The following is a 15,151-nucleotide window of genomic DNA, read 5'->3' as shown; positions in this document are numbered from 1 at the left end:
GAAGTCGCCGCGGCCGGGTCCGGCGCGCACCGCTGGAAGCTAGGCGAGCGCGTCTTCGGCATCACCGGCGGCGGCGCACATGCCGAGTACCTGGTCGCGCACGAGCGCACGCTGGCGGAAGTTCCTGCGAAGCTGAGCTGGACGGAAGCTGGCGCCGTGCCGGAAGCTTTCCTCACCGCCCACGACGCGCTCTGGGTGCAGGCGGCGCTCGAACCGGGAGAGCGAGTGCTGATCCACGCCGTGGGCAGCGGTGTGGGCCTGGCGGCAGTGCAGCTGGTCCGCGCCAAGGGCGCGATTCCTTACGGCACCTCGCGGACCGCCGATAAGATTGCGCGGGCGCGCGACTATGGCCTCGAAGACGGAGCCGCGGTCACCGATCCCGCAGCCGAGCTCCCCGACCTCGCGCGCCGCTGGGCCCCAGAGGAATCCCCAGGGAAATCCAACGACGGTTTCGACGTGGTCCTCGACCTGGTCGGCGGCCCCTATGTCCCCGCCAGCATCCAGGCACTGCGCTTGAAGGGCCGCTTGATGCTGGTGGGAACAGTCGCCGGCGGCAGCGCGGAGCTGAAACTTGCACCCATCCTCGGCAAGCGGCTCACCCTGCGCGGCACCGTGCTGCGAGCACGCTCGCTCGAGGAAAAGATCGCCGCCACGGCCAAGTTCGAAGCCGAGGTCGTGCCCCTGCTGGCGCGCGGCACAGTGCGGCCCACTATCGACAGTCTCTTTCCGCTCGACCAGATCCGGCAAGCTCACCAGCGGCTGGAATCGAATGAGACCTTCGGCAAGGTTGTGTTGGTACTCGCATAGAAGGCTTTATCAGCGCGCTCCCACGGAGTGGTTCGTGTCAGGGCACGGCTTTAGCCGTGGTGCTCGTCTCCCACCTGAATTGTCATCCCGAGGAGCGCGAGGGAGGTCGCCCATGGCGACCGGACTGAGCGCGAACGAGGGACCTGCTGTCTTCGGTTAACTTGCGGGGACTTCGGAAACAGGTGACGCCACGCCCTTCCACCATTCGGCAAACTCCGCTAGGGCCTTCTCGCACTGCATCCGGTGCCGCTCCTTCTTGTCGCGCACACGGCGTCGCGTCTCCTCATCAAGCGGCAGCAGCAGGTCGAAGGTGATGTTCGCCGGCTGGAAGTTCTTCGGATTCGCGTTGCAGATGTAATGAGTCAACGACCCGAACGCCGTCGCGCGCGGCGGCGCAACCGGCTCGGCGCCCGAGGCCAGCGCGGCGGCGTGCACGCCTGCCATCAGTCCGGTGGCGATGGACTCCACGTAGCCCTCGACCCCGCAGATCTGTCCCGCGAAGAAAACACTTGGATGCGCCTTCATCTGCAGCGTCTCGCGCAGCAGCGAGGGCGCGTTGATGTATGTGTTGCGGTGGATCTGGCCGTAGCGCAGAAACTTCGCGTTCGCGAGGCCAGGAATCAGGCGCAGCACGCGCGCCTGCTCGCCGAACTTCAAATGGTTCTGGAAGCCGACCAGGTTGTAGGAGTCGGCGCGCGTGTTCTCCTGTCGCAACTGCACCACGGCGTGCGGCTGCTTTCCGGTGCGCGGGTCGCGCAGCCCCACTGGCTTCATGGGGCCGAAGCGCAGCGTGTCGCGGCCGCGCCGCGCCAGCTCCTCCAGGGGCAGGCAGCCCTCGAAGTAGTTGGCGCGCTCCCAGTCTTTCTCCTCGACCGCCTGCGCCGACAGCAGCGCGTCGTAGAAGCGGTCGTACTCCTCGGGCGTCATGGGACAGTTGATGTAGTCGGCGGTGCCTTTGTCGTAGCGCGCCGCCAGGTAGACCTTGCTCATGTCGATGGAGTCGGCTTCGACGATGGGCGAGATGGAGTCGTAGAAGTAAAGATGGCTCGCGGCGGTGAGCCGCGCGATTTCCTGCGAAAGTGCGTCCGAGGTCAGCGGCCCGGTAGCGACGATGGTGATCTCGTCTTCCTTCACCTGCGCGACCTCTTCGCGGCGGATGGTGATCAGCGGCTCGCGTTCCATGGCTTCGGTCACTTGGGCGGAGAACGTTGCGCGGTCCACGGCCAGGGCGTGACCCGCGGGCACGGCGCAGGCGCGCGCGATTTCCATCAGCAGCGATCCGGCCCGCCGCATCTCTTCCTTCAGCAGCCAGGGCGCGGTGTTGGGCGTATCCGACTTCAGCGAGTTGGAGCACACCAGCTCGGCAAAGTGCGCCGTCTGGTGCGCCGGAGTCGAGCGCACGGGGCGCATCTCGCAGAGCTCGACCTTGAGGCCGCGCCGCGCGAGCTGCCACGCGGCCTCCGACCCTGCTAGTCCCGCGCCGACGACTTTGATTCGCTGCGTGTCCACGTCCGGGGAATTATACGTTTCTCAATCCGCGTTCACCCGCGTTCATCCGCGGCAAGAAAAGGGTCAAAGGATAACGCGCAGGTCGCCCTCGCGCCGCGTCACGCGTTCGCGATCCAGCCACTCCAGCAGCGGGATGGCGTACTTGCGGCTGACGCCTGCGAGTTCTTTGAAGGCGGCGACGTCCATCTTGGGCGAGCGCTTCTTGTGCTCGCCGACGCGGCGACGCAGCTCCGCCAGCGCCTCGCGGTGGAAGACAAGATCGTCGGAGAGCTTCACCAATATCTTTTCGCGCAGCAGCAAGGTGACGATCTTCTGCGCGCGGGTGCGGTCGAGCTTCAGTCCGGCCAGAACCTCCTTGAGCGCCGGGACCTTCAGGCCGGCGGAGGCAAACGCCTGCTCGATGGCTTTCTTCGACTCCGCCTCGTCATCCTTCATCACGATGGCGCGGCCGGCGGCGCGTATCTGCTCGCCGGAGATCTCGATGGCCTGCTGGCGCACCAGCGCGTTGAGCACGCCCTGGAAGACCTCGGCGGGCAAGCCGAGGCGCGAGCGCAGGTCTTCCTTGTTCATCCCGGCGACCAGCGGGTTCTGAGTGTGGAAGTCCGCGATGGCGGTCTGCACCATCTTGCGCGCGGCAGCGTAGGCGGGGACGTCGGTCAGGTGGTCGCCGTGCCGGACAATGCGATGGATGGCGTTGAGCGGGGCCACGACGGAATCCACTCGATCCGCCGACCACCCCGTCTCGGCAACCAGATCTTGCAACGAGAGCCCCTGCAGGCCGCAGCGAGCCAGCCGGGCGACGACAATCTCTTCCGGGTCTCCGGCGGCCAGCGTAGAGAGAAACTCCGCCCGCTCCTCCTGCTTCTTGAGTGGCGCCGCATCCAGCGCCACGCCGCCGCCGATGGTCACTACCGGCGAGAACTGCCGCAGGATGAAACGGTCGCTGGGCAGGAGCAGCGTCGGCTCCTGCAAGCGCAGTTGCGCGAAGGCGGTCGCTCCCGGCGCGACTTGCTTGCCTTCCAGCAGGACGACCTCGGCGATGGTTTCCGCCGTATAAGCGTGGAAGTGGACGCGGGCGCGGTCCTTCAGCGGCCTCGCGGAAGCAAGCAGCGTGAGCGAAACGTCAACCCGCTTGGTGGGACGAAACATCTCTGGCGGGGCAAGCGTCATGCCCCGCGCCAGCTCGTCTTTCTCGATGCCGGCGAGGTTCAGCGCGGTGCGCTCGCCCGCCACCGCTCGCTCGGCAGCAGCCCCGTGCACCTCGACCCCGCGGATGCGCGCTCGCTGGCCCGCAGGGAAGACTTCGATCTCGTCTTCTTTCCTGATCGAACCGCTGATCAGCGTCCCCGTCACAACCGTGCCAAAGCCTTTCATTGAGAAGACGCGGTCGATGGGCAGGCGGAAGAGCGCGCTCGAATCTCGCGCGCGGACCTCGGCGGCCATGCGCGCCAGCTCGCGCTTCAGCTCTTCGATGCCCGCGCCGGTCTTCGAACTCACGGCAACGATGGGCGCGCCTTCCAGGAACGAGCCGCGCAAGTAGTCCTCCAGCTCCAGGCGGACGACGTCGAGGGTTTCCTTGTCCACCAGGTCGGATTTAGTCAGCACGGTGAGGCCGCGGGGAATGGCGAGCAGGCGGCAGATCTCGAAGTGCTCGCGCGTCTGCGGCTTGATGGATTCATCCGCCGCCACCACCAGCAGCACCAGGTCGATGCCGCCCACCCCGGCCAGCATGTTGCGCACGAAGCGCTCGTGTCCGGGGACGTCCACAAAGCCCAGGCGCAAAGCTTCGCCGCCGGGGCCGGGCAGCTCCAGATGTGCGAAGCCCAGGTCGATGGTGATGCCGCGTCGCTTCTCCTCCGCCAGGCGGTCGGCGTCGATCCCGGTCAGTGCCTTCACCAGCGCAGTCTTCCCGTGGTCGATGTGTCCAGCGGTGCCGACGATGACGCTCTTCACAGAAGGGAATAATACAGGGAGGAAGACCCCGTTAGGGGCTCAGGAAAACCGCAGTTTCTCGGTTTCCTGAGCGGCCCCGATAGTTCTATCAGGGTGTAACAATGTTACTTGTAAGACTTAGATGCCGCAGCCGGGCGAAAGGTTTCAGCGCTGGCCCGGAAAAATGGCGACCCACGGCGTTTTCCACATTCCGAACCCACGCCGCTGATTCGCCGGGGAATCCATGCGAGAATGAAGTTCTCCCCATGGCGCCCTCCCCCGAGACCCAGGCCATCACCGCCGCGGTCGTCGAAGACCACGGCCTCACTCCGGACGAATACCAGAAGGTCCTGAAGCTGCTGGGACGCGAGCCCACGCTGACCGAGCTGGGCATCTTCAGCGTGATGTGGAGCGAGCACTGCTCTTACAAGTCGTCGCGCGTGCATCTGAAGCGCCTGCCCACGCGCTCCAAGCTGGTGGTGCAGGGCCCGGGCGAGAATGCCGGCGTCATCGACATCGGCGAGGGCTGGGTCTGCGCCTTCAAGATCGAGTCGCACAACCACCCCTCGTTCATCGAGCCCTTCCAGGGTGCGGCCACCGGCGTGGGCGGAATCCTCAGGGACATCTTCACCATGGGCGCGCGCCCGGTGGCGGTGATGGATTCGCTCCGCTTCGGACCCATCACAAAACCAGCCGGCAACCGACAGCCGACGGCCGGCGGCAAGAACGACGACGCGACCATTCACAAGAATCACTCGCTGCTGGAAGGCGTAGTCAGCGGGATCGCCTTCTACGGGAACTGCTTTGGCGTCCCCAACCTGGGTGGGGAGACGAAGTTCGAGCGCTGCTACTCGCAGAATCCGCTGGTGAACGCCTTCGCGCTGGGCCTGGCGCGGCGCGAGCAGATCTTCTACGCGCGCGCCTCGGGCGAGGGCAACCCGGTAATCTACGTAGGCGCGAAGACGGGGCGCGACGGCATCCACGGCGCCACCATGGCCAGCGAGGAATTCAGCGAAGGCTCCGAGCAGAAGCGTCCCAACGTCCAGATGGGTGATCCATTTCTTGAGAAGCTGTTGCTCGAGGCCTGCCTCGAAGCCATGGAGTCGGGCGCGGTCGTGGGCATCCAGGACATGGGCGCGGCCGGCCTGACCTGCTCCACCTGCGAGATGGGCGCGCGCGGCGGCGTGGGCGTCGAGATCGAACTCGACCGCGTGCCCCAGCGCGAGACCGCCATGTCGCCCTACGAGATCATGCTCTCCGAATCCCAGGAGCGCATGTTGCTGGTGGCCGCCAAGGGGCGCGAAGCGGAAGTCTTCCGCATCTTCGAGAAGTGGGGCCTCGACGCCGTGCCCATCGGCCGCGTCACCGCCGACGGCAAGATGCGCGTGCTCGAGCACGGCAAAGTAGTGGCCGAGATCCCCAACCACGCGCTGACCGACCAGGCGCCGGTCTACCAGCGTCCGCTCCGGCGTTGGGAGCCCAAGGTCGTGCGCGAGATGCCGGCGTCCATCCGCCTGAACAAGTCCGGCGACCTCACCGCCGAATTCAAGCGCCTGCTGGCCTCGCCTAATATCTGCTCCAAGCGCTGGATCCACGAGCAGTACGAGTCCATGGTGCGCACCAACACCTTTCAGGGACCGGGCGGCGACGCCGGCGTGATCCGCGTGAAGGGAACCAACCGCGGCCTGGCCATGGCGCTCGACGGCAACGGGCGCTGGTGCTATCTCGATCCCAAGCTCGGTGCCATGCACGCCGTGGCGGAAGCGGCGCGCAACGTCGCCTGCGCCGGGGCCACGCCCGTCGCCGCCACCAACTGCCTCAACTTCGGCAACCCGGAGAAGCCCGGCATCATGTGGCAGTTCTCCCAAGTGGTGGACGGCATCGCGCGCGCCTGCGAGGCGCTGGGCACTCCCATCACCGGCGGCAACGTCAGCTTCTACAACGAGACCCTGGGCGAGGGCATCTACCCCACGCCGGTGATCGGTGTGGTGGGCATCCTCGAAGACATCGGCCGGCTGATGAAGCCGCACTTCCGCGCCGCGGGGCGTGACCTCGTGCTGCTGCGCGGCGCCGAGCCTGGCGACTTGACCGACGCCCAAGCGGAGTTCGGCTCCTCGGAGTACGCCCAGCAGGTGCTGGGCGCTCTCTGGGGCTTCCCGCCGGCGCTCGAACTGGAGCGGGAGGCGGCGCTCCAGAAGTGCCTGCTGGAGCTGATCGCGGCCGGCGTGGTCGAATCCGCTCATGACTGCTCCGAGGGCGGCCTGACCGTCTGCCTGGCGGAATCGGGCTTTGCCGCGGAAATCGGTGCCGCGGTGGAGCTGGCCTCCGGAGGCCTGCCGGCGGAGGTTGTGCTCTTCGGCGAGGACCCCAGCCGGGTGCTGGTTTCCTGCGACCCAAAGAACACGGCGAAAATCCAGGAAATCGCGCTAAAATACAACATGGCAGCGGATCCCATCGGCCAAACGGCCCCAGAAAATTTAGTCATCACGTTCGACGGCATTGCAGTCGTATCGGCAGCGGTGTCGGAGCTGAGCGGCGTTTGGGAGTCGGCGCTGGAGCAGGCGTTGCAGTCGGAGACACCAGAACCAACGGTTTCATCGGGAGCAGAGAGGTGACCGTGCCCTTCGACAAATTCCGAGAGGAATGTGGCGTGGTCGGCATCCACGCCCATCCTGAAGCCTCCACGCTCGCCTACCTGGGACTGCACGCGCTGCAGCACCGCGGGCAGGAATCCGCGGGCATCGTCTCCTCCGACGGCGTCACGCTGCACGTGAAGAAGGCCATGGGCCTGGTAGTGGACATCTTCACCGAAGAGGCGCTGGCGCAACTGAAGGGCAGCCTGGCCATCGGCCACAACCGCTACTCCACCACCGGCGATTCGGCGCTGCTGAACGCCCAACCCATCGTGGTGGATTGCAACAAGGGCATGATCGCCATCGCCCACAACGGCAACCTGGTGAACGCGCAGCAGATCCGCGCCAAGCTCGAGACCCAGGGCTCCATCTTCCAGACCACCAGCGACACCGAGGTGATCGTCCACCTGATCGCGCAATCCAAGGAGCAGACGCTGCCGGAAGCCATCGCCGACGCGCTGCGGCGCATCGAAGGCGCCTTCTCCCTGGTCCTGATGACGCGTGACCGGCTGTTCGCCGCCCGCGATCCGCGCGGCTTCCGCCCGCTCTCCATGGGACGCATCCCGCGCGCCGCCGGCCAGCGCGACGACACCATCGTCTTCGCCTCCGAGACTTGCGCCTTCGACCTCATCGGCGCCACCTACGAGCGCGACGTCAAGGCGGGCGAGATCATCGTGGTCGGCCCCGAAGGCGTCTCCTCGCGCTTCTACGCCACGGCGATGCCGCAGGCGAGCTGCATATTCGAGCACGTCTACTTCTCTCGGCCCGACAGCAAAGTCTTCGGCCGCTCGGTGAACGACAGCCGCGAGGCCCTGGGCCGCCAACTGGCGAAAGAAGCGCCCGCCGAGGCCGATATCGTCGTCCCTGTGCCCGATTCCGGCGTCACCGCCGCCATGGGCTACTCGGCGGAGAGCGGCATCCCCTTCCGCATGGGGCTCATCCGCAACCACTACATCGGGCGGACGTTCATCGAGCCGGAGCAGTCGGTGCGCGACTTCGGCGTGCGCTTGAAGCTCAACCCGGTGCGCAGCGTCATCTCCGGCAAGCGCGTGGTGCTGATCGATGATTCCATCGTGCGCGGCACCACCAGCCGCAAGATCGTGCGCATGCTGCGCGACGCCGGCGCCCGCGAGGTCCACATGCGCGTCTCCTGCCCGCCCACGATTTCTCCCTGCTTCTACGGCGTGGACACGCCCTCGAAGAAGCAGCTCATCGCCGCCAACAAGAGTGTGGACGAGATCCGCGACTACATCGGCGCCGATTCGCTGGCGTATCTCTCCATGGAAGGCATGAAGGAATCCTGCGGCGACGGCGAGAAGACCACCTACTGCACCGCCTGCTACACCGGCAGCTATCCCACCGCCTGGGTGGACGTGCTGCTGGAAGACGTCCGGCCAGTCACGGCGAAGAAGACCTAACTCTTACCGCGGATGAACGCGGATTGGCGCGGATTGCTTTTCATTTGTCATCCTGAGCGAGGCCGGAGCGCAGGCAACGGCCGAGTCGAAGGACCCCTGCACTGCCGCAGCTTAGAAGCGCCGTCTGCCGGCGGGGACCTACCAGGTTCGCGTCAGCAGCGGGGGATTCCTGGACTCCACCCGCTCTTTCAGCCTGCGTTCGCACCAGAGCCTGTCGCTGCCTAGGATCCGGCTCCGTCCCGCGACCGCCGACCTGCGCTTCCAGACCACGCCCGGCGGCGCTCAGGTCTACCTCAACGACGAGTTCAAGGGCGGCTCCAGTGCGGATGGAAGCCTGGTGGTGGCCAAACTGCCAAAAGGGAGCTATCGGGTGCGGGTCTCGCTGGCCGGATACAACGACTGGAATCAGAATGTGGAGGTCAAGCCCGGCCCGTCCATGCGGCTGGAAGCCAAGCTGGAACGCGCCGGGCCGCCGCCGCTCTCGGTGGATGACGTCGTGGGATTGTTGCAGGGCAGCGTGTCGCCGGTGCGCGCCGCCACCCTGGTCAAGGAACGGGGCGTGGACTTCGACCTGAACGATGAGGTGGAGAAGCGCATCCGCGGCGCCGGCGGCGACAGTGATTTGCTGCTCACCATCGCCCGCAGTCGAAAGAAGTGAGGCAGCAAGAAGAAAACGCAAGGTCCTTCGTCCCGCAGAGCGGGACTCAGGATGACAAATCAAAGTCAAACGCAAGGTCCTTCGCCCGCTGCGGCGGACTCAGGATGACATTGCAAGGGACGCAAAGCGCGCTGCCACCACGCGCGGAATGCCCTGCAAGTCGTGGGTGACGCGGACCTCCTGCCAGCCGGCGAGCAAGTCGCGGACGGCGGCTTCCATGGAGAAGCCAATCTCTATCACCAGCCAGCCGCCGGGCTCGAGACGCTCGCGCGCTTGCGGGATGAGTTGGCGGTAGACCTCCATGCCGCTCTCGCCGGCGAAGACGGCGACGCGCGGCTCGAAGTCGCGCACCTCGCGCTGGACCTTTTCCGGCGCGGCTTCGCCGACGTAGGGAGGATTGGAGACCACAAAATCGAAGGAGTCGGCGTCAAATTGCGCCGGCTGAGCCAGCGGGCCGGGGCCTTCGAAGCGGGTAGCTTTCCCCCCAAGCGGAGCTGATATGGAAAACGGAGCCGATAGGGAAGACGGCGCGGGCAGGGCGCCGAGCAGGTTGCTCTCTAAAAAAGTCACGCGCTGGTCGAGTTGCAAGCGAGCGGCGTTGGCGCGGGCGATCTCGAGCGCCGGGGCGGAGATGTCCACGGCGATGATTTCCGCGCCGGGAAGTTCCTTGGCCAGGGCGAGGGCGATGCAGCCGGAGCCGGTGCCCACGTCCACGATGCGCGGCGGGCGGGGGAGCGAGCGCGCCAGCTCCAGCACGGTCTCGATGACGTGCTCGGTCTCCGGGCGCGGGATGAGCACGGCGGGAGAGACCAGGAAGTCGAGTCCCCAGAACTCCTGGTGCCCGGTGATGTACTGCGAGGGCTTGCCGCGGGCGCGCTCCTCGAGCGCGGATTGATAGCGCGCGTGCTCGTCCGCAGAGAGTTCGCGCTCGGCGTGAGCGTAGAGGTAGGCGCGGTCGCAGCCGAGGGTGAACATGAGCAGGACCTCGCCGTTGAGGCGCGGCGAGCCGGTGCCGGCGGCGGTCAGGCGCTCAATGGCGGAGTCGAGGGTGGAGCGGAGTTGCATGGAAGCATTATTTCACCGCGGGCCGCTTGCGCCCTCCGAAGCATTGGAAGGGCGGGAAAGCAGGTCCCTCGCTGCGCTCGGGATGACAAGCAAAACCGCACAGGCGAGGGCCCTTCGACTTCGCTCAGGGCAGGCTCTTGTGCCACACGGTCCTTGCCGGATGAATGCATCAAAAAAACGGGGAGCAGCTTAGGCGGAGACGGCTTCGTGCTTGAGCTTTTCCCCTTCGTAGTGAGTGACGAGCGCGTCGATGATGGGCTGGATCTTGCCGTCCATGACGCCGTCCTTCAACTGGTGCAGGGTGAGCCCGATGCGGTGGTCGGTGACGCGGTTCTGGGGGAAGTTGTAGGTGCGGATCTTCTCGCTGCGGTCGCCGGTGCCCACCTGGGCGCGGCGCTCCTTGGCCAGCGCCGCCTGCTGCCGCTCGCGCTCCAGGTCGTAGAGGCGGGAGCGCAGCACGCGCATCGCCTTCTCCCGGTTCTTGATCTGCGACTTCTCGTCCTGGCAGGAGACCACGGTGTTCGTCGGCAGATGCGTGATGCGCACCGCGGAATACGTGGTGTTGACGCTCTGCCCACCGGGGCCGGAGGAGCAGAAGGTGTCCACGCGCAGGTCTTTGGCTTCGATCTTGACGTCCACGTCCTCGGCTTCGGGCAGTACGGCCACGGTGACGGCGGAGGTGTGGACGCGTCCCTGCTGCTCAGTCTCTGGCACGCGCTGCACGCGGTGCACGCCGCTCTCGTACTTCATCCGCGAGTACACGCGCTGGCCTTCGATGATGGCGATCACTTCCTTCAGCCCGCCGATGGAGGATTCGGACGACGAGAGGATCTCCACCTTCCAGCGCTGGCTCTCGGCGTAGCGGGTGTACATGCGGAAGATCTCGGAGGCGAAGAGCGAGGCTTCGTCGCCGCCGGTGCCGGCGCGGATCTCCAGCACCACGTTCTTCTCGTCGTTGGGATCTTTGGGGATGAGCAGGACCTTGATCTCCTGCTCCACCTGGGCCATCCGCGCTTCCAGCTTGGCCAGCTCTTCCTGGGCGTAGGCGCGCATGGCGGCGTCGCCTTCCTCGGCGATGACGGCGCGGCTCTCGGCGATGCCGCGCTTCAGGTCCTTGAACTCGCGATAGCGCTCGACCACCGGCGTCAGGTCGCTGTGCGCCTTGGCAGACTTCTGGAAGCGCGCCGGGTCGGAGACGATATCCGGCGAAGCCAGAGCCTTGGTCAACTCCTCGTAGCGGGCTTCGAGTTGGTCGAGTCGGTCAAACATAGAAGCAGTTGTCAGTACTCAGTTGCCAGTTAACTTCAAAACCCGCCGGAGGTTTCATTCTAAGCGCTACCGCGAGGAACGAGGAAATCGCTGTTCAGAACGCGGACAGGGATTAGATGCGGGGCGCGGACTGGTGGGACTAGGCGACCACCAGCTCGCCGCCGCGCTGGCGCTCGAGCGCCATGGACTGGTCCAGAGCGCAGATGGCGCATTCGACCATGCCATCTTCCGGAGGCTGGGTGGTGACGCGCTGCAGCCAGAGGCCGGGTTGGGTGAGCAAGGCGAAGAGCGAGCCGCGGTGCCGGGCGGCAAAGCGGATGATCTCGTAGGAAATGCCGGCGATGAGGGGCAGCAGGGCCGCGCGCACGGCGAAGCGCGCCCAGAAGGTTGTGACCGGAATCAGCGTGAACACCAGGATGGCGATGAGCATCACGGTCATCAGGAAGCTGGTGCCGCAGCGCGGGTGATACGTGGAGAACTTCTGCGCAGCGGCGATGGAGAGCGGGTCGCCCGATTCGAAGTTGAAGACGGTCTTGTGCTCGGCGCCGTGATACTGGTAGACGCGGCGGATGTCGGCCCACAGCGAGATGCCCCAGATGAACAGCAGGAAGAGTGCAATGCGGATGGCGCCGTCCACCAGATTGAAGGCGATCTGGCTGCGGAAGGACGGGACCATGGCGGCGAGCTTGGTGGTCGCCACCAGGGGCACGAATTTGTAGAGGAAGATGAAGAATGCGAGCGAGAGGATCAGGTTCACTGTCATCATCCAGCCGCTGATCTCGGGCTTCTTCTTTTCTTTTTCGTCGTTCTTCTCCTGGGGAAGAGCTTCATCGAGGGCGACGTTGGCGGAGAAGCGCAGGGCGCGGACGCCGAGCGACATGGCTTGTCCCAGCATGGCCACGCCGCGGATGAGCGGCCAGCCTAGCCAGGGACGGCGGTCGGAGGGGCGGTCGAGGGGCTCGGAGTGGGAGACGATCTCGCCCGAGGCCTTGCGCACGGCGATGGCCCAGGCGTGTGGCGAGCGCATCATCACTCCCTCAAGCACAGCCTGGCCGCCGATGAGCGTCTGGTCGCCGCCTTCGAGGGCGGGCAGAAGCTGCAGCATGGCCTGCAGGCGGCAGATCTGGCGAAGAAGGTTCATCTCAGTAATGGATGCGGGAACGTCAGGAAAGGTCGCTAGTTTCCAGCTTATCGGCGTGGGATGGGGCTGTCAAACGCGGGCTAGTGGGTGTGCAGCCGCTCATCGGGTGCGGGAGGGGCGCACCCCTGAGCGACCTCGCAGGCTACGTGCTCCAACTGGATGGTGGTGTGATGGATGTGGAAGCGCTGGCGCACTGCGTCGTTGACGTCGCGCAGGATGCATTCGCTGGCGGAGAGCGGGATGTCGGCCACGCGGATGTGGCAGGAAAGCGCGTGCCACTCCGAGCCCAGGCTCCACACGTGCAGGTCGTGGACCTCGAGCACGCCCTCAACGGCCGCGATGGTTTCGGCGAGGCGCGCCAGATCCATCCCTCGTGGCGCGCCTTCCAGCAGGATGTTGAGCGTCTCGCGCAAGATGCCCAGCGAAGACCACAGGATGAGGGCGCCGATGCCGAAGGAGAGCGCGGGGTCGATCCAGGCCTGTCCGGTCTGCAGGATCGCCCAGCCGCCGGCGATGACGGCGGCGGTGGAGACGGTGTCGCCGAGTTGATGCAACAGGGCGCTGCGCAAGTTCAGATCGCGGCCGGAGCGCCACAGCATCGCGGCGATGCCGGCGTTCATCACCACGCCTGCCGCGGCCACCGCCATCATGAGGCCGGGCTCGACCGGCTCCGGGTGCTGCAGCCGACGCACGCCTTCGTAGAAGATGTAGAAGGAAACGCCGACCAGAGTCAGGGCGTTGAGGAAAGCGGCCAGCACGCCGGCGCGCTGGTAGCCATAGGTTCGTCGCGACGAGGGCGGACGAGTTTCGAGGCGCACGGCGGCCCAGGAGAGCAGCAAGGCGAGGAAGTCGGTGAGGTTGTGTCCGGCCTCGGAGAGCAGCGCCAGGCTGTGCGCGCGCACGCCCGCCACCGCCGTCAGCGCGATGTAGGCCGCCGTGGCCACGAGCGCCAGCTTGAGCGCACGCGATGTCCGCTCCCGTCCTGCTTCTGCCATGTCGCCAGTGTAGTTTCCGCTGGTTCCGGCTTCAAGGGAGCGCTAATCGGAGAAGCAGGTCCCTCCGCTCGCCCTCGGTCCAGTCGCGCTGGTGACCTCCCTCGGCCCTTCGACTTCGCTCAGGGCCTCGGCCCTGCGGGCCTCAGGCAAAGGCTGGTCGGGATGACAAATTGGGATGGTGTTGCGGCGCGGCGGAGCCGGTGGCGCAGCAGGACAGCGGCGGCAATTCTGTTAGAGTTGGGCGTCTTTGAACGAGCTCGATTCCCTGGGGAGCAAGGAGATCATGATTCTTCCGGCGCGGCGGCAGCTTGTTCTGACTGCAATCTTTTTCTTTTGCCTGGCCGCCTCCGCTGCGGCCGAGAAGCTGCCTTCGGACACCATCCCGGCCGGCCGCATGGAGCAGTACTCCGACCTGGCGGTGCGCTGGATGGCGGAGTACCTGCAGGTGGATACCACCAATCCCCCGGGCAACGAGGCGCGCGCGGCCGCGTTTTTCAAGCAGATCCTCGACCGTGAGGGCATCGAGAACCAGGTCTTCGAGTACGCGCCGGGACGCGCCAACCTGATCGCGCGCCTCGCGGGCAGCGGCAAGGGACGCCCCATCATCCTGCTGAACCACGAGGACGTAGTGACCAGCGACCCGGCGCGCTGGAAGGCGCCACCGTTCAGCGCCGCCATCCTGGACGGCGTGATGTACGGCCGCGGCGCGCAGGACATGAAGAGCGAAGGCCTCGCGCAACTGGTGGTGATGGTCATGCTCAAGCGGGAGAAGGTGGCGCTCGACCGCGACGTGATCTTTCTGGCCACCGCCGACGAGGAGGCGGACGGTACCGGCACCGATTGGATGATCGCCCACCGCCGCGACCTCATCGGCAACGCCGAGTACCTGATCACCGAGGGCGGCGAGAATGTGAAGGACGAGAAGGGCGTGAAGTACATCGGCGTGGACGTGGCGGAGAAATCTCCCTTCTGGCTGAAGGTGACGGCGCGCGGACGTCCCGGGCACGGCTCGCGGCCGATTTCCGACTCCGCTCCCAACCGCCTGGTGCGCGCGCTGAACCGAATCCTGGCACACCAGACCGAGCTGAAGGCGCTGCCGGTGACCGAGGAGTTCCTGCGGCTGATGGCGCCCTCGCAGACGGGGGAGCGCGCCCGCTGGTTCCGCGACCTGAAGAGCGCGCTGGGCGACAAGCGCTTCCGCAAGTCGGTGGAGGACGACGAGCTGCTCAACTACATGCTGCACAACACCATCTCCCTGACCATGCTGAGCGGCTCGCAGCAGACCAACGTCATCCCCGGCACAGCCGGAGCGCACCTCGATGTGCGCCTGCTTCCGGGCGAGGATCCCAAGGCGTTCCTGGAAGAGATACGTCGCGTGGTGGACGACCCCAACGTGACCCTGGAGCCCGAAAACGCGGAGTTCCGCGTGGCCAACGCCTCGCCGCTCGATACCGCGCTCTTCGCCTCCTTCCGCCGGACGGCGACGCGCTACTTCCCGGGCACGCCGGTGGCTCCGCGGATGACCAGCGGATACACCGAGAACCAGCGCTACCGCGGGCTGGGCATCGCGAGCTACGGATTCTCGCCCTATACTGTGACTCCCGAGGAAGGAGCTACGGAGCACGCCGACAACGAGCGCATCCGGGTGGAAGAGCTGCGCAGAGGGTACCGGGTGCTGTACGACGTGGTGGCCGGAGTGGCCGCGGCGCCCGCGCCCTGATCCG

General features: G+C 66.2%; 11 protein-coding genes. 5 read left to right on the top strand and 6 right to left on the bottom strand.

Annotated elements, in window-relative coordinates; genetic code table 11:
- On the top strand, window positions 1-807 hold an 807-nt coding region (locus VGQ94_04550; GenBank protein HEV2021776.1), incomplete at its 5' end, for a zinc-binding dehydrogenase.
- 156 nt (window positions 808-963) lie between these two features.
- On the opposite strand, the gene trmFO is transcribed toward VGQ94_04550, so the two are convergent.
- Window positions 964-2,316 (bottom strand): methylenetetrahydrofolate--tRNA-(uracil(54)-C(5))-methyltransferase (FADH(2)-oxidizing) TrmFO, encoded by a 1,353-nt coding sequence (trmFO, locus tag VGQ94_04545; GenBank protein HEV2021775.1) that lies wholly within the window; start codon window positions 2,314-2,316, stop codon window positions 964-966.
- A 63-nt stretch (window positions 2,317-2,379) separates the two neighbouring features.
- The gene (selB, locus tag VGQ94_04540; protein HEV2021774.1) at window positions 2,380-4,269 is read right to left on the bottom strand and encodes a selenocysteine-specific translation elongation factor; all 1,890 of its coding nucleotides are present in this window, start codon (window positions 4,267-4,269) and stop codon (window positions 2,380-2,382) included.
- A 245-nt stretch (window positions 4,270-4,514) separates the two neighbouring features.
- Here selB and purL point away from each other — a divergent pair, with 245 nt between their 5' ends.
- The 3 genes from purL (at window position 4,515) to VGQ94_04525 (ending at window position 8,957) form a co-directional block, all read left to right on the top strand.
- A complete protein-coding gene (purL, locus tag VGQ94_04535; protein ID HEV2021773.1) occupies window positions 4,515-6,863 on the top strand; it encodes a phosphoribosylformylglycinamidine synthase subunit PurL in 2,349 nt (782 codons plus the stop codon).
- Between the two features lie 2 nt (window positions 6,864-6,865).
- Window positions 6,866-8,299: an amidophosphoribosyltransferase gene (purF, locus tag VGQ94_04530; GenBank protein ID HEV2021772.1), complete on the top strand. Its 1,434-nt coding sequence runs from the start codon at window positions 6,866-6,868 to the stop codon at window positions 8,297-8,299.
- A 124-nt stretch (window positions 8,300-8,423) separates the two neighbouring features.
- Complete coding sequence (locus VGQ94_04525) at window positions 8,424-8,957, top strand: PEGA domain-containing protein (GenBank protein ID HEV2021771.1); 534 nt, start codon at window positions 8,424-8,426, stop codon at window positions 8,955-8,957.
- A 99-nt stretch (window positions 8,958-9,056) separates the two neighbouring features.
- Here the strand turns inward: VGQ94_04525 and VGQ94_04520 are convergent, their stop codons facing one another.
- From VGQ94_04520 to VGQ94_04505, 4 genes are all read right to left on the bottom strand, one after another.
- Entirely contained in the window at window positions 9,057-10,022 is a 966-nt protein-coding gene (locus VGQ94_04520; protein ID HEV2021770.1) for a HemK/PrmC family methyltransferase, read from the bottom strand.
- Window positions 10,023-10,211: 189 nt separating this feature from the next.
- Complete coding sequence (gene prfA / locus VGQ94_04515; GenBank protein HEV2021769.1) at window positions 10,212-11,291, bottom strand: peptide chain release factor 1; 1,080 nt, start codon at window positions 11,289-11,291, stop codon at window positions 10,212-10,214.
- Between the two features lie 139 nt (window positions 11,292-11,430).
- Window positions 11,431-12,432: a DUF1385 domain-containing protein gene (locus VGQ94_04510; GenBank protein ID HEV2021768.1), complete on the bottom strand. Its 1,002-nt coding sequence runs from the start codon at window positions 12,430-12,432 to the stop codon at window positions 11,431-11,433.
- An 80-nt stretch (window positions 12,433-12,512) separates the two neighbouring features.
- Window positions 12,513-13,427, bottom strand: a complete 915-nt coding sequence (locus VGQ94_04505; GenBank protein ID HEV2021767.1) for a cation diffusion facilitator family transporter — start codon at window positions 13,425-13,427, stop codon at window positions 12,513-12,515.
- 247 nt (window positions 13,428-13,674) lie between these two features.
- On the opposite strand from VGQ94_04505, the gene VGQ94_04500 reads away from it, so the two are divergent.
- Entirely contained in the window at window positions 13,675-15,147 is a 1,473-nt protein-coding gene (locus tag VGQ94_04500; protein HEV2021766.1) for a M20/M25/M40 family metallo-hydrolase, read from the top strand.
- Window positions 15,148-15,151: the final 4 nt, after the last annotated feature.

The organism is Terriglobales bacterium, assembly GCA_035937135.1.
Lineage (GTDB): Bacteria > Acidobacteriota > Terriglobia > Terriglobales > Acidobacteriaceae > DASYVL01.
The sequence above is the reverse complement of the archived record's forward strand: the minus strand, read 5'-3'. Positions and strand labels throughout refer to the sequence as shown.

What these genes read in the sequence shown, in the direction of transcription:
- VGQ94_04505 (HEV2021767.1), bottom strand. Translation starts at nt 13,427, where the DNA reads ATGGCAGAAGCAGGACGGGAGCGGACATCGCGTGCGCTCAAGCTGGCG.
- VGQ94_04510 (HEV2021768.1), bottom strand. Translation starts at nt 12,432, where the DNA reads ATGAACCTTCTTCGCCAGATCTGCCGCCTGCAGGCCATGCTGCAGCTT.
- purL (HEV2021773.1), top strand. Translation starts at nt 4,515, where the DNA reads ATGGCGCCCTCCCCCGAGACCCAGGCCATCACCGCCGCGGTCGTCGAA.
- prfA (HEV2021769.1), bottom strand. Translation starts at nt 11,291, where the DNA reads ATGTTTGACCGACTCGACCAACTCGAAGCCCGCTACGAGGAGTTGACC.
- VGQ94_04520 (HEV2021770.1), bottom strand. Translation starts at nt 10,022, where the DNA reads ATGCAACTCCGCTCCACCCTCGACTCCGCCATTGAGCGCCTGACCGCC.